This window comes from Bordetella genomosp. 4 (genome assembly GCF_002261185.1).
Taxonomy (GTDB): Bacteria; Pseudomonadota; Gammaproteobacteria; order Burkholderiales; family Burkholderiaceae_B; genus Bordetella_A.
In genome coordinates this window covers 352,622-375,026 of sequence record NZ_NEVQ01000013.1, presented here as the reverse complement: position 1 = coordinate 375,026, position 22,405 = coordinate 352,622, and the positions used below count along the sequence as shown (strand labels likewise).

The window sequence follows — 22,405 nt, the reverse complement described above, 5'->3', positions numbered from 1 at the left end:
GGAATCTTTACGAAATGGAACTCGACATCAAGGCGATCATGGAGCGCTTGCCGCATCGCTATCCGATGCTGCTCATTGACCGCGTGCTGGAAATCGTGCCGGGCAAATCCATCGTCGCCATAAAAAATGTGTCGATCAATGAGCCTTTCTTCGAAGGCCATTTCCCGCATCATCCTGTGATGCCCGGTGTGTTGATCACCGAAGCCATGGCTCAAGCGGCGGCGCTGTTTTCTTTCACAGATGACGACGGCGGCCTGAAATGCGATAGTGCCAAGACGGCCTATTACCTGGTAGGCATTGACGAGGCGCGTTTCCGCCGCCCCGTGGTGCCCGGCGACCAATTGCGTCTGGAAGTGCAGGCTGAACGGCTCAGCCGCGCCATCTGTAAATACCAAGGGCGTGCACTGGTGGACGGCCAGGTTGTGGCCGAGGCCAAGCTCATGTGCGCCATCCGTAGCCTGGAAGCGTAAATGTCAGGAAATATCCATCCCACCGCCTTGGTCGACCCGGGCGCTCAGATCGACAGCAGCGTGCGGATCGGGCCGTATAGCGTCGTTGGCCCGGATGTCACTATCGGTGCTGGGACGGAGATCGGCCCTCACTGCGTGATCGACGGCGTGACGACGATAGGCCGAGATAACCGGTTTTACCGGTTTTGTTCGATCGGCGGCATGCCGCAGGACAAGAAATACGCCGCAGAACCCACGCGTCTAGTGATTGGCGACCGTAATACGGTCCGGGAATTCACCACGTTCAATACGGGCACGGTCCAGGACGGTGGCGTGACCACCATGGGCAACGACAACTGGATCATGGCCTACGTGCACGTTGCGCACGATTGCCATCTCGGCAACAACACCATTCTGGCCAACTCAGTACAACTGGGCGGTCACGTCCACGTCGGCGACTGGGCCATTGTGGGCGGACTGACCGGGGTGCACCAGTTCAGCAAGATCGGGGCGCACAGCATGACTGGGGGCAATAGCTCGCTGATGCAGGACATGCCGCCTTTTGTGTTGGGCGCCGGCAATCCTTGCCGACCCGTGGGCGTTAATGTCGAGGGCTTGCGCCGTCGCGGTTTCAGCGCGTCGGTGATTTCCAGCCTGCGAGAGGCATACAAGATCGTTTTCCGCCGTGGGTTGTCGTTGGACGAGGCGCGCGCAGAGCTGCGCGCTCGCCAGCAGTCGCATCCTGATGCGACCGAGGCGTTGCAGGTCTTGCTGGATTTCTTTGATGCCTCGAACCGGGGCATCATCCGGCCATGACCACTACTGTCGGCATGGTGGCAGGTGAGCCTTCGGGTGACCTGCTGGCCAGCCGTGTCATTACCGGCCTGCATCAGGCATCGTCCGATTTACATTGCCAAGGCATAGGCGGGCCCGCCATGGATGCGGCCGGCTTCGAGGCCTGGCATCCCATGCATGCGCTGACGGTATTTGGCTATGTGGACGCCCTCAAACGCCTGCCTGGGTTGTTACGAACCTACGGTGACGTCAAGCGTCGCTGGCTGTCCAAACCGCCCTCAGTGTTCGTTGGGGTGGACGCGCCGGATTTCAATCTGAAGCTCGAATTGCAGCTGCGCCAGGCGGGGACGCCTACCGTGCATTTCGTCGGCCCGTCGATCTGGGCGTGGCGTTACGAGCGTATACACAAGATCCGCGAGGCGGTGTCGCACATGCTGGTGCTGTTTCCTTTCGAGGAAGACCTGTACCGCAAAGAAGGCATCCCGGTAACCTATGTCGGGCATCCCTTGGCTGACGCCATTCCGATGCAACCCGACCGTGCGGCGGCACGCCTCCGTCTGGGCCTGGATGACAATGCGCGTGTCTTGGCAATCTTGCCAGGCAGCCGCTCGTCGGAGATCCGCATTCTCGCACCGCGTTTTCTGCAGGCGGCGCAACAACTGCGCCGGCGGGATCCCAGTCTGATATGCATCGTGCCCATGGTCAATGCCCAGCGCCGTCAGGAATTCGACGCCATTTTGGCGCAATATCCGGTCCCGGGGCTGCGCTGTGTGACTGCCGATGATCTGACAGCAGCAGGCAGTGCACCGGTGGCCTGGACAGCGCTTGAGGCCAGCGATGCGGTGCTGGTGGCCAGTGGCACGGCCACCCTGGAGGCAGCGCTATTCAAGCGCCCCATGGTTATTTCGTATTATTTGTCCCCCTGGATGCGCCGCATCATGGCTTGGAAATCCGGCCAGCAACGGCCGTATCTGCCCTGGGTGGGGCTGCCTAACGTGCTGCTGCGGGATTTCGCCGTGCCGGAGCTATTGCAGGACGATGCTACGCCGGATAAGCTGGCTGAGACGACCTGGGCTGCCCTGACGGACGAGGCCCATGCCGCACGCATATACTCGCGTTTTACCGCCATGCATCACGATCTGACGCGCGATACGGCGAGCTTGGCGGCGCGCGCAATTCTCGATGTGGCCCATGGATCAACATAGCCTTTTTGCCTGCACCACGCCGGATTTTTCGGGCGTGACGATGGCCGGCGTCGACGAGGCCGGCCGCGGGCCGCTCGCAGGGGCTGTATACGCAGCTGCCGTGATTCTGGATCCCGCCAGGCCCATCGACGGCTTGGCCGACTCCAAGGTGCTCACCGCAGTCCGCCGCGAGGCGCTGGCCATAGAGATCCAGGAATACGCATTGAGTTGGTGCGTTGCCAGTGCCAGTGTCGATGAAATCGACAACTTGAACATTTTGCGGGCGACACTTTTGGCCATGCAGCGCGCCGTCGAAGGGCTGGCTCATGCGCCGCAGGTGGCCATGGTCGATGGCAACCAGGCGCCAAAGCTCCGCTGTACGGTGCAAACCGTGATCAAGGGGGATGCGCTGGTGCCGGCCATCTCGGCAGCCTCCATTCTGGCGAAAACAGCTCGTGACGCTGATTTGTTGCGCTTGCATGCACAGTATCCACAGTACGGTTTTGATCAGCACAAGGGCTACGGCACTGCGTTGCACTTGACGCGGCTGCGCGAACATGGGCCCTGCGCGGAACACCGGCGCAGTTTTGCGCCCGTGCGCGAGCTGTTGATGCCGGCACCGTAAGATACTGTTTACCTCGAGGATTTCCCGCTCGTGCGGTGCAGGCTGAATTGCATTTAATTCGATTTAATGGCGTTCTTCGCACGGGTATCGTGCACCGCGTATTGCACCCTCTATCTCTGCCATGAAACACATCGCGTCCCGCGACAATCCTCAATTCAAGCAATTGCAGCGTCTGGCCCAGCATGCCGGGCGTCGTGGCGAAAACGCGATCCTGGAGGGCGTGCATTTGTGTCAGGCCTGGTTGGCGTCGTCAACGACGCCGGCCTTGGCGGTATTCGATGCGGACCGGCTGGACCGTCCGGAACTGTCGGCGTTGCTGGCTGCCGTACAGGCGGTCCTGCCCGAGCGGCAAATTTTGGCGTTGACGCCGCAGCTTTTGAAGCATCTGGAGACCGTTGAAACCGGTCAGGGCGTGCTGTTCATTGTCGATCCGCCGTCGCCAACGCTGCCTGTGCGCTTGGACGAGTCCATGGTATGGCTAGACCGGGTGCAGGACCCGGGCAACGTCGGCACGATTTTGCGGATATGCGCGGCCGCAGGCGTGTCTCGCGTGTTGCTGTCGCCGGGCTGCGCGGCGGCCTGGTCGCCCAAAGTGCTGCGTGGCGGCCAAGGTGCGCATTTTGCGCTGTCCATACACGAACAGGTGGATCTGATGGCCTGCGTGGATCGTCTGGATGTGCCATTGGCGGTGACGACGTTGGAAAACGCCCAGGAGCTCTATGCAACTGCGTTGCCAAAGGCATGCGCCTGGGTATTCGGCCACGAGGGGCAGGGCGTTTCGTCCGACTTGCAGTCTGTCGCCACGCTACGGGTACGCATTGACCACGCCCCCTTGGTGGAGTCTTTGAACGTAGGCGTGGCAACGGCGCTGTGTCTGTTTGAACAGCGCCGCCAGGGAACGGCTCCACGCGGCCGGAGCTGACCAGATGCGATTCCCTGCGACGGTTTGAACGGAGTGCCTGAGTGATGTGGGCTATCTAAACAGGCCTCGTATGCCGCGCTCGCGTCCTTGCATGAATGGCCGGCCCTCCATACGACGGTCTAATTCGATCTATCCAGGCCCACCTCTTGCATGACCGTCGTGGCGATTTCCTCGATGGACTTTGTCGTCGTGGATAACCAGGAAATCCCTTCGCGGCGCATCATGCGCTCGGCCTCGGCCACTTCGTAGCGGCATTGTTCCAACGTCGCGTACTGGCTGTTGGGACGGCGTTCGTTGCGGACCTCGGACAGGCGTTCAGGCTGAATCGAGAGGCCAAACAGCTTGGATCGATGCGGCGCCACCGTCGAGGGCAGCGTGCCCCGCTCGAAATCGTCGGGCGTCAGCGGGAAATTGGCGGCTTTGATGGCGTACTGCATGGCCAGATACAGGCTGGTCGGCGTCTTGCCACAGCGGGACACGCCGACTAGGATGACATCGGCCTGGTCCAATTGGTTGATGAACTGCCCGTCGTCATGTGCCAGGCTGAAATTGATGGCATCAATCCGGTTCCGGTACTGCTCAGAGTTGGCCGCCATATGGGAACGGCCGACGGAATGATTGGATTTCATCCCCAAAGCCTGCTCGATATGTCCGACGAAGGTGCCAAAAAGGTCCAGAAAAATTCCATTGGCGCGGCGGACGCATTCCATGCTGTGGGGGTCGACCAGCGTGCTGAAGACAATAGGCGGCAGGCCGGTTTCATTGGCGTTGCGGTCGATGCGCTCGGCGACTTCCCGGGCTTTTTCCAGTGTGTCGATAAAGGGCAGGCGGATCGGCTTGAAGCGTACTTGCTCAAATTGGGACAACACAGAGTGACTGAATGTTTCTGCGGTGATGCCGGTGCTGTCCGAGACGATGTAGACAGTACGTTCGATAGGGGACGAAGCCATATGTAAAATATTCCAACCAAAGTGGAGGGCTGGAGTGCCCGACCGGGTACAATTCGACCCCAATCAGTCACCCCAAGAGCGGTCTCAGGCTGGTTTGGTCAGCGCATCGTGATGTTTTGACCAAACTCGCTTTCTCTATTGTAAAAGGTGACTTAAATGTCGTACGTCGTTTCGTTCGAGCAGCTCCGCATGACGGATGTGGACTCGGTAGGAGGTAAGAACGCATCACTAGGTGAAATGATCAGTCAGCTGTCCGGCGCGGGTGTCCGCGTACCGGGCGGTTTTGCTACGACTGCTGAAGCCTTCCGTGATTTCCTCAAAGCCTCTGGTCTGGATGCGCGCATTGCCACGCGACTCAGCACGCTGAACCCCGAAGACGTTCGCGAGCTGGCGACGGCTGGCGCCGAGATCCGCCAATGGATCGTCGATGCTCCGTTCTCGCCCGAATTCGAGCAGCAGATCCGCACGGCCTTTGCCGCGCTGGATGCTGACGGCAAGGGTTCGTTCGCTGTGCGTTCGTCCGCAACGGCCGAGGATTTGCCTGATGCCTCGTTCGCGGGCCAACAGGAAACCTTCCTGAATGTCGTCGGTATTGACGACGTGCTGGACAAGATTCGCCACGTGTTCGCGTCGTTGTACAACGACCGTGCGATCTCCTATCGCGTGCACAAAGGCTATGCTCACGCCGAAGTCGCGTTGTCGGCGGGCGTGCAACGCATGGTGCGCTCTGACAAGGGCAGCGCCGGCGTGATGTTCACCATCGACACCGAATCGGGCTTCCAAGACGTGGTGTTTATCACCTCTTCCTATGGCCTGGGCGAAACCGTGGTGCAGGGCGCCGTGAACCCCGACGAGTTCTACGTGTTCAAGCCTACGCTGGAAAAGGGTCACTATCCCATCGTCAGCCGCCGTATCGGCTCCAAGCTGATCAAGATGGAATTCGATCCCGAGCGCCCCGAAGGCCGTGCCGTACGCACAGTGGATGTGCCGGTATCCGAGCGCAACCGTTATTCGTTGACCGATGATGAGGTCTCTGAATTGGCGCGCTACGCGGTCATCATCGAAAAGCACTACAAGCGCCCGATGGATATCGAGTGGGGCCGTGACGGCGTGGATGGCAAAATCTACATTCTGCAAGCTCGCCCCGAAACGGTGAAATCGCAGCAAACCGGCAACGACGTCCAGCAGCGCTATCGCCTGAAAGCTACCGGCCAGGTCCTGATCACCGGCCGTGCTATCGGCCAGAAAATCGGCTCCGGCCCCGTGCGCGTCGTGGCCGACATTTCTGAAATGGATCGTGTGCAGCCCGGCGATGTGCTGGTGACCGACATGACCGACCCTAACTGGGAACCGGTCATGAAACGCGCCTCGGCCATCGTGACCAACCGTGGCGGCCGTACCTGCCACGCGGCCATTATTGCGCGTGAACTGGGTATCCCGGCTGTGGTGGGCTGCGGAGAAGCGACCGATGTCCTGAAAGAAGGCCAGGCCGTGACCGTGTCGTGCGCCGAGGGTGACGAGGGCCGCATTTACGACGGTCTGATCGAAACCGAAGTCGAAGAGGTCCGCCGCGGCGAAATGCCGCCGATCGACGTCAAGATCATGATGAACGTCGGTAATCCTCAGCTGGCTTTCGATTTCGCGCAAATCCCCAACTCGGGTGTGGGCCTGGCTCGCCTGGAGTTCATCATCAACAACAACATCGGCATTCACCCGAAGGCCGTGCTGGATTACCCGAATGTCGATGCCGAGCTGAAAAAGGCGGTCGAATCGGCTGCCCGCGGCTATGCCAGCCCGCGCGCTTTCTTTGTCGAAAAGCTCGCTGAAGGCATCGCCACCATCGCCGCCGCGTTCTGGCCCAAGTCGGTCATCGTGCGTATGTCGGACTTCAAGTCCAACGAATATCGCAAGCTGGTGGGCGGTTCGCGTTACGAGCCTGAGGAAGAAAACCCCATGCTGGGTTTCCGCGGCGCGTCGCGCTATATCGCTGCCGACTTTGCCGAGTGCTTCCGCATGGAATGCGAGGCGCTCAAGAAAGTGCGCGACGAAATGGGCCTGACCAACGTCGAGATCATGGTGCCGTTCGTGCGTACGGTCAGCCAGGCCAAGCGCGTGGTGGACCTGCTGGCCGCCCATGGCTTGGCTCGCGGCGAAAACGGCCTGAAGCTCATCATGATGTGCGAAGTCCCGTCCAATGCCTTGTTGGCCGACCAGTTCCTGGAACATTTCGACGGCTTCTCGATCGGTTCGAACGACATGACGCAGTTGACGCTGGGCCTGGATCGCGACTCCGGTATGGAGCTGTTGGCCGCCGACTTCGACGAGCGTGATGATGCGGTGAAGTTCATGCTGAGCCGTGCGATCAAGGCTTGCCTGGCCGCCAACAAGTACGTCGGTATCTGCGGCCAAGGCCCCAGCGACCATCCCGATTTCGCTCAGTGGCTCAAGGACGAAGGCATTCTGTCCATGTCGTTGAATCCGGACACGGTGGTCGATACGTGGCAGCGTCTGGCTAAGTAATCTGGCTGGAACAGCTCGTCATAGCAAAAGCCCTGCATTCAAAGAATGCAGGGCTTTTTTTCGCCTTGGGCGTTACTTTGCTTGGATATGGCCGGTGTTTTGAGGCGATCGCATGGACGTACGCTGGCACAGTCCTAGAAATCGTCGCACCAGGCTAGCCGCCGTGGGTGTCGGCCCCAAGGCAGCGCTGAGGGCGGCGGTATCGAGCCCTTCGCGGCCATATGCGGTCTGATACTGCTGCAGATGATCGCGCATGAACTCAGGCCCGAATTCTGGATGGAATTGCGTGGAATAGATCGCGGGCGCCAGGCGGATCAATTGATGAGGATCCATATCTGAGCGGGCCAGCGCGACGGCACCGGGGGGTAACTGCGTGACGCTTTGTGCGTGCAGCAATTGGGCAGGAAAGCGGGTGGGCAAACCCGTCATCAAGGCATCGCCTGTCGCATCTGGCAAGCACTCTATGGTTTGCGTTCCAAGTTCGCGGCCCTTGATGTTGTAGTCCACTACGCCCCCGAGCGCATGCGCCAGCAATTGATGGCCGTAGCATACGCCGAACATAGGCAGGCTCTCGGCTGCTGCCTGCCGTATCCACGCGGCCGTGCGCTCGCTCCAGGCCTCGAGGTCCGTCACCATGGCAGGTGACCCCGTGATCAGTGCCGCGCGATAGGCCGAGGGCGCCAGAGGCTCCTCGTCCAGATACACCCGTACGATGTGCACCGCATCGGGCGACAGTCCGGCAGCATGGCGCATCATGTCGGCATAGCCGCCATGCGATTGGCGCAGGACTTCATCAGGGTCACCGGTATGCAGAATCAGGACGGGCAGTAGGCCGTCGGAATGGGGGGCAGCAGTATTCATTGGGAAATCCAGAGGCTTGCCATTGGGCGCAAAACGCAGTCAACACAGCATGATGATAAATCGTCATGACGCAGAAATCCGTACAATCGAGCCATATTCTGTTGCAGAGGGGACGCGGGGATGCCCCTTGCTTCCTTGGCTTCCGAGGGCATATGGGCCGGTAGAGTCCAACCCAGGGTTTATCAAATAAGGCATCACATGATGTGGATATGGTTCGGACTGGCAGCGGCCGCACTCATCGGTGAGGTGGCTAGCGGCACGTTTTACCTGTTGCTGGTCGCACTGGGGCTGGCCGCGGGCGGCGCAGTAGCGTGGTTCGACGCCGGCTTCGAGTGGCAACTCGTGGCATGCGCTGTGGTGGCTTTGGTGGGATTATTTGTATTGCGCCGTACCGGCGTCCTGAAAAAACGCGAGGTCGATGCGAAGAGTAATGCGGATGTGCATCTGGACATCGGCCAGACTGTCGAAGTCGAAAGCTGGACCGACGCCGGCATTGCACGCGTCTGGTATCGTGGCGCGCATTGGCAAGCAGAGCTCGCAGCCGGTCAACCGCGTGAGCCGGGTCTGTACATGATCAGCGAGGTCCGTGGTCCGCGGCTGGTGCTGAAGCGCAAGGTGTGAATCGCATAGCCGAGTACGTTACAGTCTAGGCTTGTCTGTCTGATTTCGTGGCCGCCCTCGATGGGTGCGGTCGTCTCTCATCCCACGCAGGACCATTTCCATGATGCTCGAACCTTCCACTATCGCCCTGATCGTCTTGGTCGTTCTGGCGTTGTTGATCATCATCAAGGCCATTGCCATCGTGCCGCAGCAGCACGCCTGGGTCGTCGAACGGCTGGGCAAGTTCGACCGGGTGCTTTCGCCAGGCGCGGGGTTTGTGATCCCGTTTATTGAGCGCGTTTCCTACAAACATTCGCTCAAGGAAATCCCGCTGGACGTGCCGAGCCAGGTCTGCATTACGCGCGATAACACGCAATTGCAGGTCGATGGTGTCCTCTATTTCCAGGTAACGGATCCGATGCGCGCGTCGTACGGTTCGTCCAACTACATCTCGGCAATTACTCAGCTGGCGCAGACCACGCTGCGTTCGGTGATCGGGAAACTGGAATTGGATCGCACTTTCGAGGAACGCGAATTCATCAACGCCACGATTGTGGCCTCACTCGATGAGGCCGCGCTGAACTGGGGGGTGAAGGTATTGCGTTATGAAATCAAGGATTTGACGCCGCCCAACGAAATCCTGCGCGCGATGCAAGCTCAGATTACCGCCGAGCGGGAAAAGCGTGCGCTGATCGCAGCCTCCGAAGGCCGCCGTCAGGAGCAGATCAACATCGCGACCGGCGAACGGGAAGCCGCCATCGCGCGCTCGGAGGGTGAAAAGCAGGCGCAGATCAACCAGGCCCAGGGCGAGGCTGCTGCTGTGCTGGCCATTGCCGAAGCAACTGCGAAGGCGATCACACAAGTGGGCGAGGCAGTGCGTCAGCCAGGCGGCATGGAAGCCGTCAACCTGAAGGTCGCCGAGCGTTATGTCGATGCCTTCGGCAATGTCGCCAAGGAAGGCAACACCCTGATCCTGCCGTCCAATTTGTCGGATGTCGGCGGCCTGATTGCGTCGGCGATGGCGATCGTCAAGACGAGCAAGCCGGTGTAATACAGGTTTGTGCCGGATGCGCCAGACTGCCTGGTTCAGACGTGGCAGCCTGCCTTGGTCAGAACGCTGCGTATCCAGCAGACGGCCAGTTTCAACGAGCCTCGAGCGCGTTTCGGCAAAGGCCTCTGTAGAAGGGTCTCGCCGAGGTCAAGGTGGCGACTGACAGATGTGTCTAGCCTCATCTGGCTTGGCGAGGCTGCAGGATGGCCAGCCGTCGTTCAATCGTCGCGCCGCGAACTGCGGGTGTCGTGCTTCATGATGCGTTCTTTCTCGCGCTGCCAGTCTTTTTCACGAGAGCTGTCGCGTTTGTCGTAAAGCTTCTTGCCGCGGCCCAGCGCGAAATCGAGCTTGATCCGTCCATTTTTGTAGTGCAGATTCAGCGGGACGAGGGTGTAGCCACGTTGCTCGACCTTGCCGATCAGCTTGCTGATTTCCTCGCCTTTGAGCAGCAGTTTGCGCGTGCGCATGGCGTCGGGATGGATGTGCGTGGAGGCAGTAGGCAAGGGGCTGACATGCATGCCCAGCAAAAACAGCTCGCCATCGCGCACGATGACGTAGCTTTCTTTGAGCTGGACGCGGCCCTCGCGAATCGCCTTGACCTCCCAGCCTTGCAGGACCAGGCCGGCCTCGTAGCGGTCTTCGATGAAATAATCGTGGGTGGCCTTGCGGTTGTCGATAATGCTCATAAAGGCTGATCAGGCAGTAATCCGGCGAAAAATGCGGCGGTAGCTGCGCTACCGGTAAAATCCAACCATTCTAGCGATTTGCGATAGCCGATGCATAAAGTACAGCGATCTGTCCTGGTTCCCTATAGTGCCGCGCAGATGTTCGACCTCGTTGCCGACGTGGAAAAGTATCCCGAATTCATGCCGTGGTGCGGCGGAACGGAGGTCCAGTCACGGGACGAACACGGGATGCAGGCCTCTGTGATGATCAGTTTTGCGGGGATGAAGCAGCGCTTCACCACCCGCAATACCCACGAGTACCCCAACCGGATTCAGCTCGAGCTGGTGGATGGCCCGTTCTCGATGCTGGTGGGCAACTGGGAATTCCAGGCCCTGGCCGAGGACGCGTGCAAGGTCCTGTTCACACTGGAATACGCGTTTTCCAACCGCGCCCTGGAAATGGTGGTGGGCCCGGTCTTTAACCGGATTGCGACCAGTTTTATCGATTCCTTTACCAAACGGGCGCAGGCGATCTATGGGGAATAAGCCTGCCGTGCTGCGAGTCAGCGTGTGTTATCCCACGCCTACGGCCACATGGCTGCGCGAATTGACATTGCCGGCCGGCGCCACGGCCGCAGACGCGCTGCGCGAGAGCGGTTTTGAGGCTGGGTTTCCCGGGCTGGATCCGTGGGGGCAGGGCGTGGGCGTGTTTGGCAAACAATGCCAGGCCGAGACGCCATTGGCCGACGGTGATCGGATCGAGATCTATCGTCCGCTGACGTTCGATCCCATGGTCTCGCGCCGCCGACGGGCTGATCACCGCCGCGCCAAGGCCACGGCGGCACGCAACGGCCGCGAGCGCCCAGCTGGATTGTTGTAGACCCCGTTTCGCAGCGAACCCGCCGCCTGTCGCGGAAAAAGTCATCGGCAGGACAAAATAGTCCCTGGATTCCGGCGTAAGATACCGGCTACAGATTTACGTTTACGTTAACGTCATGCAAAATGGACGGATGGCGGATGTGGCCGTTCACGAGACAGCCATGACGCCAGCTAGACCAACCAACAGGAGACAACGCTGTGGATCTGGAATTGACTGACGAGCAGCAGGCTTTTGCGCAGGCTGCGCGCGACTATGCACAGGGCGAGCTCGCCCCCAACGCCGCTCGTTGGGATGCCGAGGGCATTTTTCCCCGTGAGGCCTTTGCGCGAGCGGGCGAATTGGGTTTCTGCGCGATTTATGCGTCCGAGGATATCGGCGGCCTGGGGCTGCCTCGGTTGGACGCCACGCTGGTGTTCGAGGAAATGGCCGCGGTCGATCCATCGACGACAGCGTTCCTGACGATTCACAACATGGCGACCTGGATGGTTGGCCAATGGGGCCAACCGGCGCTGCGTGAGGCCTGGGGGCCGTTGCTGGCCACCGGAGAAAAACTCGCTTCGTATTGTTTGACTGAGCCTGGCGCAGGGTCGGATGCCGGTTCGTTGCGCACCAGCGCGAAACGCGACGGTGACGATTTTGTGCTCAACGGCGCCAAGGCGTTCATCTCGGGCGGCGGCGATACGGATCTGCTGGTCGTCATGGCGCGCACCGGCGGCGAGGGGCCTGGCGGTGTCAGCGCTTTTGCCGTCCCGGCCGACAGCGCTGGTATCAGCTATGGCCGCAAAGAGGAAAAAATGGGATGGAACAGCCAGTCCACGCGTCCCATCACCTTTGAAAACGTGCGAGTGCCGGCCGCCAATATGCTGGGCAAGGAAGGCGAGGGTTTCAAGATCGCCATGAAAGGCCTGGACGGCGGACGCATCAATATCGGTACCTGCTCCGTGGGCGCTGCCCAGGGCGCATTGGACGCCGCACGGCGCTACATGGACGAGCGCAAACAGTTCGGCCGCCGCCTGGCTGAGTTTCAGGCCTTGCAGTTCAAACTCGCGGACATGGCTACGCATTTGGTTGCCGCCCGGCAGATGGTGCGATTGGCAGCGTGCAAGCTGGACGCCGGCTCGCCCGATGCCGGCACATATTGCGCCATGGCCAAGCGCTTTGCGACCGATATGGGTTTCCAGATCTGCCTGGACGCACAGCAGATTCATGGGGGTTATGGCTACTTGCGGGACTATCCCTTGGAGCGCCTGGTGCGCGATACTCGTGTCCATCAGATTCTCGAGGGCACCAACGAGATCATGCGTGTGATCGTTGCCCGCCAATTGCTGGAAAAAGGAGCAGATATCAGATGACCGCCCCCGTGCTGTTCGAAGAAAAAACCGCCGCCAATGGGATGCGTGTGGCGTTTGCCACGCTGAACGCGCCGCAGACGCTCAACGGCCTGTCGCTGGAGATGGTCGATATGCTGGCCGAACGCTTGACGGCCTGGTCGCAGGACGACAAGGTGGCGATGGTGGTGCTGCAGGGCGCAGGCGGCAAAGCCTTCAGCGCGGGCGGAGATCTGCATGGTCTGTATCACAGCATGCAGGAATACCAGGGGCAGGGTGCTTGGGCCAATCCGCTGGCCCGTGATTTCTTTGAGCGCGAGTATCGTCTCGATTATCAGATTCACACCTATCCCAAGCCTATCCTGTGCTGGGGGCATGGCATCGTGATGGGCGGCGGCGTCGGCCTCATGATGGGGGCCAGCCATCGGGTAGTCAGCGAAACAACGCGCCTGGCCATGCCGGAAATTTCGATTGCCCTGTTTCCCGATGTGGGCGGCAGTTGGATGCTGAACCATATGCAGGGGCGCATCGGGCTGTTCTTGGCGCTGACGGGTGCGCATCTGACGACCTCGGATGCCTTGTATGCCGGCGTTGCGGATTATCGTCTGGACTCGTCGGGCTGGCCCCAGTTTGTCCAAGCATTGCTGCAAACGCCTTGGGCGGCGTCGGGTGCCGAGGATGGACGCTCAGCGCGCTCGATGAACGACGACCTGTTGCGTGATGTCCTGCTGGCTCATGAGCCCGAGACAGAGCTTTCCCCTGGGCCATTGCGTCAGCATGCGGCATTGATCAATGGCCTGTGCGGCGGCGAGAACCTGAGCGCGATCTATGGCGCGATCGCCGAGCTGAAAACCCACGAAGACCCTTGGCTGGCCCGCGCCGCAGCGACGATGCTGGCGGGCTCGCCGGGTTCGGCACGCCTGGCTTTTACCCTGTTGCGCCGCACGCGGCTCAGCTCATTGGCCGAGGTGTTCCGCATCGAATACATTGCGGCCCTGGCATGCACGGCCGAGGGGGATTTCGCCGAGGGTATCCGAGCCTTGCTGATAGACAAAGACAAGCAACCCAAATGGAATCCGGCGACCTTGGAGCAGGCATCCGAGGTGTGGGTGCAGCGCTTTTTCGAGGCGCCTTGGCCGGCAGGGCAGCCTCATCCGCTGGCGGACTTGGGCGCCGAGGCTTAAATTCGGTAGTAATCTGATTTCAGACAGCGCATACAGACAAACACGAGGAGACCCCCACATGAGCAGTATTGCGTTTATCGGTCTGGGCAATATGGGTGCGCCCATGGCAAACAATCTGATCAAGGCCGGCCACCAGTTGGCGGTGTTCGATCTGGTGCCTGGCGCGGTCAACAGCTTGGCCGATGCAGGCGCGCGTGCGGCGACGTCTGCCGCCGATGCGGTGCGAGGCGCCGAAGTCGTGGTCACCATGCTGCCTGCCAGCAAACATGTCGAGGCCCTGTATCTGGGCCAGGACCTGCTGGGCGCGATCGATCCCAGCGCACTGGTGATTGAGTGCAGCACCATCGCCCCGGATTCGGCGCGCAAAGTCGCCACAGCGGCTCAGCAGCGCGGTCTGGCAATGATCGACGCGCCGGTGTCCGGCGGCACTGCAGGCGCGGCCGCAGGGACGTTGACATTCATCGTCGGCGGCGAGGCCGACAATCTGGCGCGTGCCATGCCGGTTCTGCAAGCGATGGGCAAGAATATTTTCCACGCCGGCCCGGCTGGCGCGGGCCAAGTGGCCAAGATCTGCAACAACATGCTGTTGGGTATCTTGATGGCCGGAACCTCAGAGGCTTTGGCCCTGGGCGTGGCTAATGGCCTGGATCCCAAAGTCCTGTCGGACATCATCGCAAAGAGCTCTGGCCGCAACTGGGCAACCGAGTTGTACAACCCCTGGCCCGGCGTCATGGAAAACACGCCCGCATCAAAGGGCTACGCCGGCGGCTTTGGCGTCGACCTGATGCTAAAAGATCTGGGCCTGGCCGCAGAGGCGGCGTTGTCCTCGCGATCGTCGATTCCCTTAGGCGAGCTCGCACGCAATCTGTATTCGCTGCATAGTGGTGACGGCAGTGGCAAGCTGGATTTTTCCAGCATCGTCAATCTGTACACGCACAAGACGCAGTAAGAGCAGGCGTTGGTCTGCAGGCGTACGCATTACGCAATGAGCTCTCGCGTTGAGCCGCGTTTGCGTACGCGGATTTTTCCTAGCCCGGTGTTTGCGGGGCCATGAGTTTTCATAACGGGAACAACCGTGTCGTCCGAGCCCACACAAACCGCCGCTATCCAGTGCGTGCGTGACAGCTTTGCCCGGCAAACCATCATGACCTTGTTTGATGCGCGTTTATCGCGCGTCGAGCCCGGGCTGGTCCATATCGAACTGCCGTTTCGTGCGGATCTGTGCCAACAGAACGGCTATCTGCACGCCGGGATATCCACGACCATCGCGGACAGCGCAGGCGGTTATGCGGCGCTGTCGCTGTTCGAGCCCGGCGAAGACGTCCTGACCTCTGAATTCAAGATGAATTTCCTGTCGCCGGCTGACGGCGAGCGTTTTGTGGCGACAGGGCGGGTGCTCAAGCCCGGACGGAGGTTATCTATCTGCCAGGTTGAGGTCCATGCTTATCGCGGCGATCAATCCACGCTATGTGTGGTGGGGCTGATGACGGCTGTCCGTGTGAAGCCGCGATAGGGGCGCGAAGGTAAATCCCAGCCTTATCGTTTGAACCCACCGTCGGCCAAATCGTACGGCAATGGCGTTACGGTGATCTTTGCACCGTCAGGCGTGCCTACGCGCAGATCGCCATCGTCCAGCGAGGCCAGAGCGATCTCGAACAACGCGCCGCCACGCGAGGCATCGACGATGCGTCCGCACGGCTCATCGGGTTGTCTGGCATCGTAAATGTCGGTACCGGGGGCCGGCGGCTCATCCATCGTGTCCCACTGACCATACGCGGTGCGGCGTTTTACCGTGCCACGATAGTGGCTGCGGGCGACGATTTCCTGTCCTGGGTAGCAGCCCTTGGTAAAGCTCACGCCGCCTATCAGGTCCAGATTCAGGGTTTGCGGAATGAACAAGTCTTGCGTCGCGGCACCCACCCAGGGCAGGCCAGCGGCCAAGTCGGCCGCGTGCCATTGATCAGCGTCGCCGCGTTGCACCAGCGCCGCCAGCGCCGCGGCGCTGGTTTGCTGCGCCTCACTGGCGATCCACCACCAACGCAGGCCGCCGCTGACAGAGGGCGCGGCAATCCATGTTCCGCTGGGCAGCTCGGCCCGTTGCCAGGGCGTGGCGGGCAAGGTTCCGCCAACTGCAGTCTCCAATTTCGCCATATCGGCAGGTTCGGCCCAGACACCGGTCACGTGCAGCGCCGCCGGCGCCAGCTTGGCTTTGGCGCGCAGCACAAACATTGATAGCCGTTTGACCAGCGCCTCGGTCAGATCACGGCGGACCAATGCATAGAGTTGGGGGCCGTCCGCGTTTTCCGATGCCTCGCCGTTCTGTTGCGTCCGCCACAGCACCAGCGTCGCCAGCAGGCGTCCCTTGGCCGTACAGTACCCGCCCAGTCGGGCGGTTTCGGGCGTCAGTCCCGTCACGTCCTGCGTCAGTTGTCCGTGTAAAAAGGACAAGGCATCCGCCCCCGAGGCGTAAATGACCGTGTAGTCGGACAGCGGGGCGGCATAGGCCGTCCCTGCCGTGTTCGGTGATAGTGAGTCAAAAAAAGCAGACATGTCGTAGCCCGGCAATGGAGTGGGGCGCGCTAGAGCGCCCGATGCCGTGATGATACCCGGACGTCGCCTGCGGTGAGGTTTAAACCCTGGTCTGTTCCAGGAAAAAACGGATCTCTCGGGGACGCCCCTTGCCTATGGGAGAGGCGCCGTAAGCGGGGTCTATCGATGACCAGCCATACCCTTGCGGACACAACGAGACACAGCCAGCGCCAGATCAAATGCGCGCGATCCATTAAACTGCGTACATCTTTGACCGATCCCTTCCCTAAAGGAAAGGAATTTCCATTTCCCCGAACCGAGCCGTTGCACGTCATCGCTCATGCACTCAGCTGGATGAAAAAGCTTTTCCTCTATTTTCTGCTGCTCTGTCTGACAGTACTCGTATTGGCAGGCGCAGCTGCCGGTGGCGCCTGGTATTGGATGAACCGCGCGATTGCCTTGCCGGCCGACAAGGTCGAATTCATCGTTACGCCGGGCAGCACCCCGCGCGCGATGGCACGCGCCATGAACGAGGCCGGGATTCCTATCTGGGAAGACGGCTTTGCCTGGATGGCCCGGCTGTCCGAACGTGACAAATTGATCAAGGCGGGGGGCTACGAGGCTCGCCGCGGCGACTCTCCGTGGACATTGCTGGATCGTCTCGCTCGAGGCGAAATGGTGCAGCGGCAGGTCACCCTGCTGGAGGGGTGGACGTACCAGCAAATGCGCGAGGCACTGCGCACCAATCCCGACGTGAAACAAACGCTCGGCGACATCAGCGACGAGGCCCTGATGGAGAAACTGGGCTCTTCCATCAAGGCGCCAGAGGGCATGTTTTTCCCGGACACCTACGTTTTTACCCCCGGGACGACAGATTTCGACCTGCTGCGCCGAGCCTATCAACAGGGACAGCAGGTGCTGAACACGATCTGGGCGCAACGCCAGGATGATCTGCCGCTGAAGACCCCGTACGAGGCCTTGATTCTGGCCTCGATCATCGAGAAAGAAACCGGCCATGGCCCTGACCGCAACCGAGTGTCAGGTGTATTCGTGAATCGCTTGCGTATAGGCATGATGTTGCAGACCGATCCCACAGTCATCTACGGCATGGGGGAACGCTACCAAGGCCGCATCCGGCGCGCAGACCTGCAGGCCGATACGCCGTGGAACACCTACACGCGCGCCGGCCTGCCGCCGACACCGATTGCCGCCTCTGGGCGTGCCGCGCTGTTGGCTGCGGTCCAGCCGGAGCGCCATAAATATTTGTACTTTGTTTCGCGCGGCAACGGCACCAGCGAGTTTTCGGCTAATCTTTCCGAGCACAACCGCAACGTGGCGCGCTACATCCTGGGCAGGACGCAATGACAGCACGTGGACGTTTTATCACCCTTGAGGGCGTAGATGGGGCAGGGAAAAGCACTCATGCCGCGTGGATCGCGGATACGCTGCGTGCGGCGGGGCTCAGCGTCATCACGACTCGAGAGCCTGGAGGCACGCCGCTGGGCGAGATACTGCGCGGTCTGGTGTTGTCCGAGTCCATGACCTTAGATACGGAAACTCTGCTCATGTTTGCCGCACGTTGCGAACACGTGGCGCAGGTCATCGAGCCGGCGTTGGCCCGAGGCGATTGGGTGGTTTGCGATCGCTATACCGACGCCACCTACGCCTATCAAGGCGGCGGACGCCAGTTGGGTGCCCAACGGGTCGCCGTGCTCGAACAATGGATGCAGCCCTCGTTGCAGCCCGACCGGACCTGGTTGTTCGATGTGCCGTTGGAATTGGCCCGCGCACGCCTCGCAGATGCCCGTGAGCCAGACCGCTTCGAGCGCGAAGAAGCCGCCTTTTTCGAGCGCACGCGGTCGGCCTACCATGCCCGAGCCCAGGCGCAACCCGAACGCTTTCGTATCGTGGATTCCAGTCAGCCTATGCCCCAGGTGCGCGCCCAGTTGGAATCCGAACTGAAGGCCCTGATACAGGCCTCGCGAGCCCTATGAGCGTCGCCCAGTTTTTGCCGTGGCAACGCGAGATTGCGCAGAGCTGGTTGGCTGGGCGTGATCGTTTCGCGCACGCCTGGCTGATCCACGGGGTGGCGGGCATCGGCAAAGTCGAATTCGCCGCCGCGGCGGCGGCCAGTCTATTGTGCGAGTCGCCCATTGACAACTTGGCTTGCGGCCATTGCCCGGCCTGTACCTGGGTCGCCAGCGGCAACCACCCTGATTTGCGGCGCATTCGGCCCGAGGCAGTGGCATTGCAAGAGGGAGCGGCCACGGCTGAGAATCCTGACGATGCGGCGGCGCCTGCGAGCGAAACCGGCGCGGCCAAACGGGCGCCCTCCAAAGAGATTCGCATCGACCAGATCCGTGCGTTGGAATCCTGGTTCAATACGGCGACCCATCGGGGCGGCTGGCGTGTCGCCTTGCTGTATCCCGCTCAGGCCCTGAACGTGATCTCCGCCAACGCCTTGCTCAAGGTCTTGGAGGAGCCTCCCCCTCATACCGTATTCCTGCTGGTCGCCGACGCGCCCGACAGGCTGTTGCCGACGCTGGTATCGCGTTGCCGCCGTCTGCCGCTGCCGGCGCCGGGCAGCGATGTCGCTCTACAATGGCTGACAGAGCAGGGGGTAGCCTCGGCTCAGGACTGGCTGGCTGCGGCGGGCGGGGCTCCTTTGGCGGCGTTGCGTTTGTCTCAAAGCGGCGAGCAGGCTTGCCCCGAATGGCTGTCGAAATTGATCGAGCCGCTGGCCAAAGGCCAGTCGCCCGACATAGGCACCTTGGCCGAGAGCCTGGAAAAAAATGCGCCTGCAGATTGGATTGACACCTTGCAGCGGCTATATGCGGATCTGATGCTGGCAGGTGTCGGAGCCCCGGTGCGGTATTTTCCCTCACTGGCTCGGCCGGTCCAGCAGACCGCCTCGCGTGCCGATGCCGTGCGGCTGGCAGAGGGTGCGCGCTGGCTTACCCAACAGCGCCGCCTGGCCACCCATCCGCTCAGCCCTAAATTGTTTGCGCATGCCACCCTGCAGCGCGTGGCAGCATCTTGCCAAGCTTGACGATTCCGTATGTACGTAGATTCTCATTGCCACCTGAATTTCCCCGATCTCGCGCAAGATTTGCCCGGTATCCTGCAACGCATGGAGACGAACCGGGTCACTCACGCCTTGGTTGTCAGCGTCGATATGCCCGATTGGCCGGGTTTGATCGAATTGGTCGAGCCGCATCGCCATTTGTGGGCGTCGGTTGGCGTGCATCCCGACTATGAGGCGACCTCGGATCCGACCGAGGCAGAGCTGCTGGAATTGTCGAGGCATCCAAAGGTCGTAGCCATAGGCGAAACCGGGCTGGATTATTACCGGCTGAGCGAGCCGCTGGACTGGCAGCGCGAGCGATTCCGCCGCCATATTCGCGTGGCGCGGCAAGCGAACTTGCCGCTGATCATCCATACCCGCCAGTCAGTCGAGGACACCCTGCGTATTCTGCGCGAGGAGAATGCCGCCGAGGTCGGGGGAGTAATGCACTGCTTTACCGAGTCTTGGGAAATGGCGCAGGCTGCCATCGACCTGAATTTTTATATTTCCATTTCGGGCATCGTTACGTTCAAGAACGCCGGCATCGTGCATGAGGTCGCGACTAAAGTCCCCTTGGATCGCCTGTTGATCGAGACCGATTCGCCTTATTTGGCGCCGGTGCCTTACCGCGGCAAACGCAACGATCCGTCCAAGGTCATTCATGTGGCCGAAAAGATCGCGGATCTGAAGGGCATTCCAGTGGCTGAGGTGGCACGCGCTTCGACAGAGAATTTCTTCAAATTATTCAATAAGATAGATCGTTAACTTAAACTGATTTGTTTAAATTAAATTATTTAAACTAATTTCTTGATATCAATGCCATACGCACTGAAAGGATTTGGATTTTTCTAATTAAAAATCAATTATTTGTGTGATTTTTATGAAGTGAAATCTAGGTCTGGTGCCAAGCTCTTTCTTAAAGTAATTTCTACAATACGAAGTCCCGGGTTTTGACTGCACTTGCCTCGTACGAGGACGGTAGCTGTCGCGAGAGACGGGCTTATGCCGAGAATGCTATGAAACGTTATGCATCCTTTCCTATGAAAGCCCGCGGCCTCCTAGCAGCATTTGCGGTAGCGACGGCGGCGGCAGCTGTGCCGCCCGCCGCTCACGCCGATACCGCACCGGCAAATTGGTGGGTGTATGTCCATAACGACAAAGCTTCGGATCTCAAAGCACTGCTCGCCAAGGGGGCAGACCCCAATGTGCGCTACACCAATGGACAACCGGCTTTGATGCGTGCAGTGGTCGACGGAGCATGGAACGTCTTTGATGTGCTTGCCGCCGATCCCCGTACCGACGTCAACGCCGTCAATCCCGCCAATGAGACTGCCTTGATGTATCTGGCCGTGGCAGGGGAAACAGAACGAGCGCGCAAGCTCATTGCCCGGGGCGCCCAGGTCAACCGCCTGGGCTGGACCCCGCTGCACTATGCCGCGTCCAAAGCCCAGATGGACACGGCCAAGCTGCTGCTGGCCAACAAAGCCATGGTGAATGCGCCGTCTCCCGAGGGGACGACGCCGATCATGATGGCCGGCTTTTCCGGGCGTATGTACATGGTGCAACTACTGCTGGATGCCGGCGCCGACATCACCACCCGCAATCTCAAAGGACAAAATGCGTCCGATTGGGCCTATGCCGCCAAGCGTAACGAGCTCGGCGCAGAACTGGCCAAGATGATTGCAAAAGCCGAGCAGCAACGCGCTGCCCAGCGGGCGCAACAGGGACGTACGACAGCGATTCCCGTCACGGGCACGCCAGCGGCCCCCGTCGAGCCGGAACAAGTTCCACAGGCCGTGCAGCCTGATGCGCACACCTCTCAGCCCGCCAAAATCTCGGCACCAGCCCAATCAGAAGGCGAAGGCTCCTCTGTTGGCGGCGTGTCTGGCGTGCGGTTGAATAATTACGACTGATTTACGTCCTGGATTTCCCTAGTGATTCTCATAATTTGGGAAATTTCAGATAGAAATTTGAGAAAGAATCGCTAACCTGCGGCCTTCTAATCAGCCGCAGGGAGCGTACGCATGTCAGATCAAGCCATAGCCGGAGGCGCCGACCGGGTGCTATACGTGCTGGCTACGCTCGCGCGTCACGACGGTCCGCTCTCAATCGCCGCGCTGACCGAGCAAACGGGTCTGGCGCAAAGCACGCTGTACCGGCAAATCGCGTTGCTCAAACGCTGGGGATTCGTGTCGGAGCAGGGCGGCGAATATGGCCCTGGCCCGCTCTGCGTACAACTGGCATGGGGCTTTGATCAATCCTCGTTTCTGGTGCAAGAGTCCCAGCCGGACATGGCTCGCCTGGCGGCTGACTCGGGCGAAACGGTCGGACTGCTCGTCGCCATGAAAGACCAGGCCGTGTGCCTGGATATGGTTGAGAGCCAGCACCCCTTGCGTTGTTCCTTCGTTAAAGGCCGCGGTCTGCCGCTGGTGCGTGGCGCATCAGCCCGTTCGCTCATGGCCTTTATGCCCCCGGCGCGCCTTCAGGCGCTCTTGAGCGACTTGCAGGCCGCAGGCACTGACGTCGCGGCATTGGCCGCGAGCCTGGAACCCATTCGCAACGCCGGCTATGTCGTCACCGATAGCGAAGTCGACGCCGGCGTCTGGGGCGTCAGTGCGCCAATATTCCAGCGTCCTCATCTGGCTGTGGCGTCGATCACGTTGATGGCGCCATCCACACGGGCCGCGCAGCGCGCGAGCTTGCTGACCGATATGACGGTTGCCGCTGCCAAGCGGATCTCGCATCGATTGCAAAGCCGCTGATGTGTTTGGGCGCGGACTTGCCGTCCCGTCGATCTG

The 22,405-nt window shown here is 60.5% G+C and carries 24 protein-coding genes; 20 read left to right on the top strand and 4 right to left on the bottom strand.

Annotated features, from left to right (window positions below):
- The first annotated feature begins 14 nt into the window (after positions 1-14).
- The 5 genes from fabZ to CAL20_RS12025 all read left to right on the top strand — a co-directional run bounded on the left by fabZ (position 15) and on the right by CAL20_RS12025 (position 3,975).
- Positions 15-470 (top strand): 3-hydroxyacyl-ACP dehydratase FabZ, encoded by a 456-nt coding sequence (fabZ, locus tag CAL20_RS12045; RefSeq protein WP_094821232.1) that lies wholly within the window; start codon positions 15-17, stop codon positions 468-470.
- Positions 471-1,265, top strand: coding sequence for an acyl-ACP--UDP-N-acetylglucosamine O-acyltransferase (lpxA, locus tag CAL20_RS12040; RefSeq protein ID WP_094821231.1), 795 nt, complete (start codon positions 471-473; stop codon positions 1,263-1,265).
- Positions 1,262-2,449 (top strand): lipid-A-disaccharide synthase, encoded by a 1,188-nt coding sequence (gene lpxB / locus CAL20_RS12035; protein WP_094837967.1) that lies wholly within the window; start codon positions 1,262-1,264, stop codon positions 2,447-2,449. The genes lpxA and lpxB overlap by 4 nt, the downstream gene beginning before the upstream one ends.
- A complete protein-coding gene (gene rnhB, locus CAL20_RS12030) occupies positions 2,436-3,053 on the top strand; it encodes a ribonuclease HII (protein ID WP_176456498.1) in 618 nt (205 codons plus the stop codon). Before lpxB ends, rnhB begins: the two co-directional genes overlap by 14 nt.
- 121 nt (positions 3,054-3,174) lie before the next feature.
- Positions 3,175-3,975 carry a TrmH family RNA methyltransferase gene (locus CAL20_RS12025; RefSeq protein WP_094821229.1) on the top strand — a complete coding sequence of 267 codons (801 nt, stop codon included), beginning with the start codon at positions 3,175-3,177 and terminating at the stop codon, positions 3,973-3,975.
- Positions 3,976-4,094: 119 nt separating this feature from the next.
- Here CAL20_RS12025 and ppsR read toward each other — a convergent pair whose 3' ends face one another.
- Positions 4,095-4,925, bottom strand: a complete 831-nt coding sequence (ppsR, locus tag CAL20_RS12020) for a posphoenolpyruvate synthetase regulatory kinase/phosphorylase PpsR (protein WP_094821228.1) — start codon at positions 4,923-4,925, stop codon at positions 4,095-4,097.
- A gap of 156 nt (positions 4,926-5,081) precedes the next feature.
- On the opposite strand from ppsR, the gene ppsA reads away from it, so the two are divergent.
- Positions 5,082-7,445: a phosphoenolpyruvate synthase gene (gene ppsA, locus CAL20_RS12015; protein ID WP_094821227.1), complete on the top strand. Its 2,364-nt coding sequence runs from the start codon at positions 5,082-5,084 to the stop codon at positions 7,443-7,445.
- 72 nt (positions 7,446-7,517) lie between these two features.
- Here ppsA and CAL20_RS12010 read toward each other — a convergent pair whose 3' ends face one another.
- Positions 7,518-8,306: a glutamine amidotransferase gene (locus tag CAL20_RS12010; RefSeq protein ID WP_094821226.1), complete on the bottom strand. Its 789-nt coding sequence runs from the start codon at positions 8,304-8,306 to the stop codon at positions 7,518-7,520.
- Between the two features lie 201 nt (positions 8,307-8,507).
- On the opposite strand from CAL20_RS12010, the gene CAL20_RS12005 reads away from it, so the two are divergent.
- Positions 8,508-8,927: an NfeD family protein gene (locus tag CAL20_RS12005; RefSeq protein ID WP_094821225.1), complete on the top strand. Its 420-nt coding sequence runs from the start codon at positions 8,508-8,510 to the stop codon at positions 8,925-8,927.
- 103 nt (positions 8,928-9,030) lie between these two features.
- Positions 9,031-9,957, top strand: a complete 927-nt coding sequence (locus tag CAL20_RS12000) for an SPFH domain-containing protein (protein WP_094821422.1) — start codon at positions 9,031-9,033, stop codon at positions 9,955-9,957.
- A gap of 218 nt (positions 9,958-10,175) precedes the next feature.
- Here CAL20_RS12000 and smpB read toward each other — a convergent pair whose 3' ends face one another.
- A complete protein-coding gene (gene smpB / locus CAL20_RS11995; protein ID WP_094821224.1) occupies positions 10,176-10,643 on the bottom strand; it encodes an SsrA-binding protein SmpB in 468 nt (155 codons plus the stop codon).
- Positions 10,644-10,733: 90 nt separating this feature from the next.
- Here smpB and CAL20_RS11990 point away from each other — a divergent pair, with 90 nt between their 5' ends.
- From CAL20_RS11990 to CAL20_RS11965, 6 genes are all read left to right on the top strand, one after another.
- Positions 10,734-11,168 (top strand): type II toxin-antitoxin system RatA family toxin, encoded by a 435-nt coding sequence (locus CAL20_RS11990; protein WP_094821223.1) that lies wholly within the window; start codon positions 10,734-10,736, stop codon positions 11,166-11,168.
- The gene (locus CAL20_RS11985) at positions 11,158-11,502 is read left to right on the top strand and encodes an RnfH family protein (protein ID WP_094821222.1); all 345 of its coding nucleotides are present in this window, start codon (positions 11,158-11,160) and stop codon (positions 11,500-11,502) included. The genes CAL20_RS11990 and CAL20_RS11985 overlap by 11 nt, the downstream gene beginning before the upstream one ends.
- A 197-nt stretch (positions 11,503-11,699) precedes the next feature.
- Positions 11,700-12,854 (top strand): acyl-CoA dehydrogenase family protein, encoded by a 1,155-nt coding sequence (locus tag CAL20_RS11980; RefSeq protein WP_094821221.1) that lies wholly within the window; start codon positions 11,700-11,702, stop codon positions 12,852-12,854.
- On the top strand, positions 12,851-14,014 hold the full coding sequence (locus tag CAL20_RS11975; RefSeq protein WP_094837966.1) for an enoyl-CoA hydratase/isomerase family protein: 1,164 nt from the start codon (positions 12,851-12,853) through the stop codon (positions 14,012-14,014). The genes CAL20_RS11980 and CAL20_RS11975 overlap by 4 nt, the downstream gene beginning before the upstream one ends.
- A 58-nt stretch (positions 14,015-14,072) precedes the next feature.
- A complete protein-coding gene (gene mmsB, locus CAL20_RS11970; protein WP_094821219.1) occupies positions 14,073-14,963 on the top strand; it encodes a 3-hydroxyisobutyrate dehydrogenase in 891 nt (296 codons plus the stop codon).
- Between the two features lie 126 nt (positions 14,964-15,089).
- The gene (locus tag CAL20_RS11965) at positions 15,090-15,527 is read left to right on the top strand and encodes a PaaI family thioesterase (protein ID WP_254924023.1); all 438 of its coding nucleotides are present in this window, start codon (positions 15,090-15,092) and stop codon (positions 15,525-15,527) included.
- A gap of 23 nt (positions 15,528-15,550) precedes the next feature.
- On the opposite strand, the gene ygfZ is transcribed toward CAL20_RS11965, so the two are convergent.
- Positions 15,551-16,564: a CAF17-like 4Fe-4S cluster assembly/insertion protein YgfZ gene (ygfZ, locus tag CAL20_RS11960; RefSeq protein ID WP_094837965.1), complete on the bottom strand. Its 1,014-nt coding sequence runs from the start codon at positions 16,562-16,564 to the stop codon at positions 15,551-15,553.
- Between the two features lie 333 nt (positions 16,565-16,897).
- Between ygfZ and mltG the strand changes: the two genes are divergently transcribed.
- The 6 genes from mltG to CAL20_RS11930 all read left to right on the top strand — a co-directional run bounded on the left by mltG (position 16,898) and on the right by CAL20_RS11930 (position 22,369).
- Positions 16,898-17,908: an endolytic transglycosylase MltG gene (gene mltG, locus CAL20_RS11955; protein WP_094821421.1), complete on the top strand. Its 1,011-nt coding sequence runs from the start codon at positions 16,898-16,900 to the stop codon at positions 17,906-17,908.
- Positions 17,905-18,537 carry a dTMP kinase gene (gene tmk / locus CAL20_RS11950; protein WP_094821216.1) on the top strand — a complete coding sequence of 211 codons (633 nt, stop codon included), beginning with the start codon at positions 17,905-17,907 and terminating at the stop codon, positions 18,535-18,537. The genes mltG and tmk overlap by 4 nt, the downstream gene beginning before the upstream one ends.
- Positions 18,534-19,592: a DNA polymerase III subunit delta' gene (holB, locus tag CAL20_RS11945; protein ID WP_094821215.1), complete on the top strand. Its 1,059-nt coding sequence runs from the start codon at positions 18,534-18,536 to the stop codon at positions 19,590-19,592. The genes tmk and holB overlap by 4 nt, the downstream gene beginning before the upstream one ends.
- A gap of 9 nt (positions 19,593-19,601) precedes the next feature.
- Positions 19,602-20,372, top strand: coding sequence for a TatD family hydrolase (locus CAL20_RS11940; protein WP_094821214.1), 771 nt, complete (start codon positions 19,602-19,604; stop codon positions 20,370-20,372).
- 251 nt (positions 20,373-20,623) lie between these two features.
- The gene (locus tag CAL20_RS11935; protein ID WP_094837964.1) at positions 20,624-21,520 is read left to right on the top strand and encodes an ankyrin repeat domain-containing protein; all 897 of its coding nucleotides are present in this window, start codon (positions 20,624-20,626) and stop codon (positions 21,518-21,520) included.
- 111 nt (positions 21,521-21,631) lie between these two features.
- A complete protein-coding gene (locus CAL20_RS11930) occupies positions 21,632-22,369 on the top strand; it encodes an IclR family transcriptional regulator (RefSeq protein ID WP_094821212.1) in 738 nt (245 codons plus the stop codon).
- Positions 22,370-22,405 lie beyond the last annotated feature (36 nt).

Bases quoted from the DNA above. Each gene is read 5' to 3' on its own strand.
- CAL20_RS12005 (WP_094821225.1), top strand. From the start codon at position 8,508: ATGTGGATATGGTTCGGACTGGCAGCGGCCGCACTCATCGGTGAGGTG.
- CAL20_RS11935 (WP_094837964.1), top strand. From the start codon at position 20,624: ATGAAACGTTATGCATCCTTTCCTATGAAAGCCCGCGGCCTCCTAGCA.
- smpB (WP_094821224.1), bottom strand. From the start codon at position 10,643: ATGAGCATTATCGACAACCGCAAGGCCACCCACGATTATTTCATCGAA.
- CAL20_RS11990 (WP_094821223.1), top strand. From the start codon at position 10,734: ATGCATAAAGTACAGCGATCTGTCCTGGTTCCCTATAGTGCCGCGCAG.
- ygfZ (WP_094837965.1), bottom strand. From the start codon at position 16,564: ATGTCTGCTTTTTTTGACTCACTATCACCGAACACGGCAGGGACGGCC.
- CAL20_RS11985 (WP_094821222.1), top strand. From the start codon at position 11,158: ATGGGGAATAAGCCTGCCGTGCTGCGAGTCAGCGTGTGTTATCCCACG.
- CAL20_RS11940 (WP_094821214.1), top strand. From the start codon at position 19,602: ATGTACGTAGATTCTCATTGCCACCTGAATTTCCCCGATCTCGCGCAA.
- CAL20_RS11930 (WP_094821212.1), top strand. From the start codon at position 21,632: ATGTCAGATCAAGCCATAGCCGGAGGCGCCGACCGGGTGCTATACGTG.
- CAL20_RS11975 (WP_094837966.1), top strand. From the start codon at position 12,851: ATGACCGCCCCCGTGCTGTTCGAAGAAAAAACCGCCGCCAATGGGATG.
- mmsB (WP_094821219.1), top strand. From the start codon at position 14,073: ATGAGCAGTATTGCGTTTATCGGTCTGGGCAATATGGGTGCGCCCATG.
- CAL20_RS12025 (WP_094821229.1), top strand. From the start codon at position 3,175: ATGAAACACATCGCGTCCCGCGACAATCCTCAATTCAAGCAATTGCAG.
- lpxB (WP_094837967.1), top strand. From the start codon at position 1,262: ATGACCACTACTGTCGGCATGGTGGCAGGTGAGCCTTCGGGTGACCTG.
- fabZ (WP_094821232.1), top strand. From the start codon at position 15: ATGGAACTCGACATCAAGGCGATCATGGAGCGCTTGCCGCATCGCTAT.
- mltG (WP_094821421.1), top strand. From the start codon at position 16,898: ATGAAAAAGCTTTTCCTCTATTTTCTGCTGCTCTGTCTGACAGTACTC.
- rnhB (WP_176456498.1), top strand. From the start codon at position 2,436: ATGGATCAACATAGCCTTTTTGCCTGCACCACGCCGGATTTTTCGGGC.
- holB (WP_094821215.1), top strand. From the start codon at position 18,534: ATGAGCGTCGCCCAGTTTTTGCCGTGGCAACGCGAGATTGCGCAGAGC.
- CAL20_RS12010 (WP_094821226.1), bottom strand. From the start codon at position 8,306: ATGAATACTGCTGCCCCCCATTCCGACGGCCTACTGCCCGTCCTGATT.
- lpxA (WP_094821231.1), top strand. From the start codon at position 471: ATGTCAGGAAATATCCATCCCACCGCCTTGGTCGACCCGGGCGCTCAG.
- tmk (WP_094821216.1), top strand. From the start codon at position 17,905: ATGACAGCACGTGGACGTTTTATCACCCTTGAGGGCGTAGATGGGGCA.
- ppsA (WP_094821227.1), top strand. From the start codon at position 5,082: ATGTCGTACGTCGTTTCGTTCGAGCAGCTCCGCATGACGGATGTGGAC.
- ppsR (WP_094821228.1), bottom strand. From the start codon at position 4,925: ATGGCTTCGTCCCCTATCGAACGTACTGTCTACATCGTCTCGGACAGC.
- CAL20_RS12000 (WP_094821422.1), top strand. From the start codon at position 9,031: ATGCTCGAACCTTCCACTATCGCCCTGATCGTCTTGGTCGTTCTGGCG.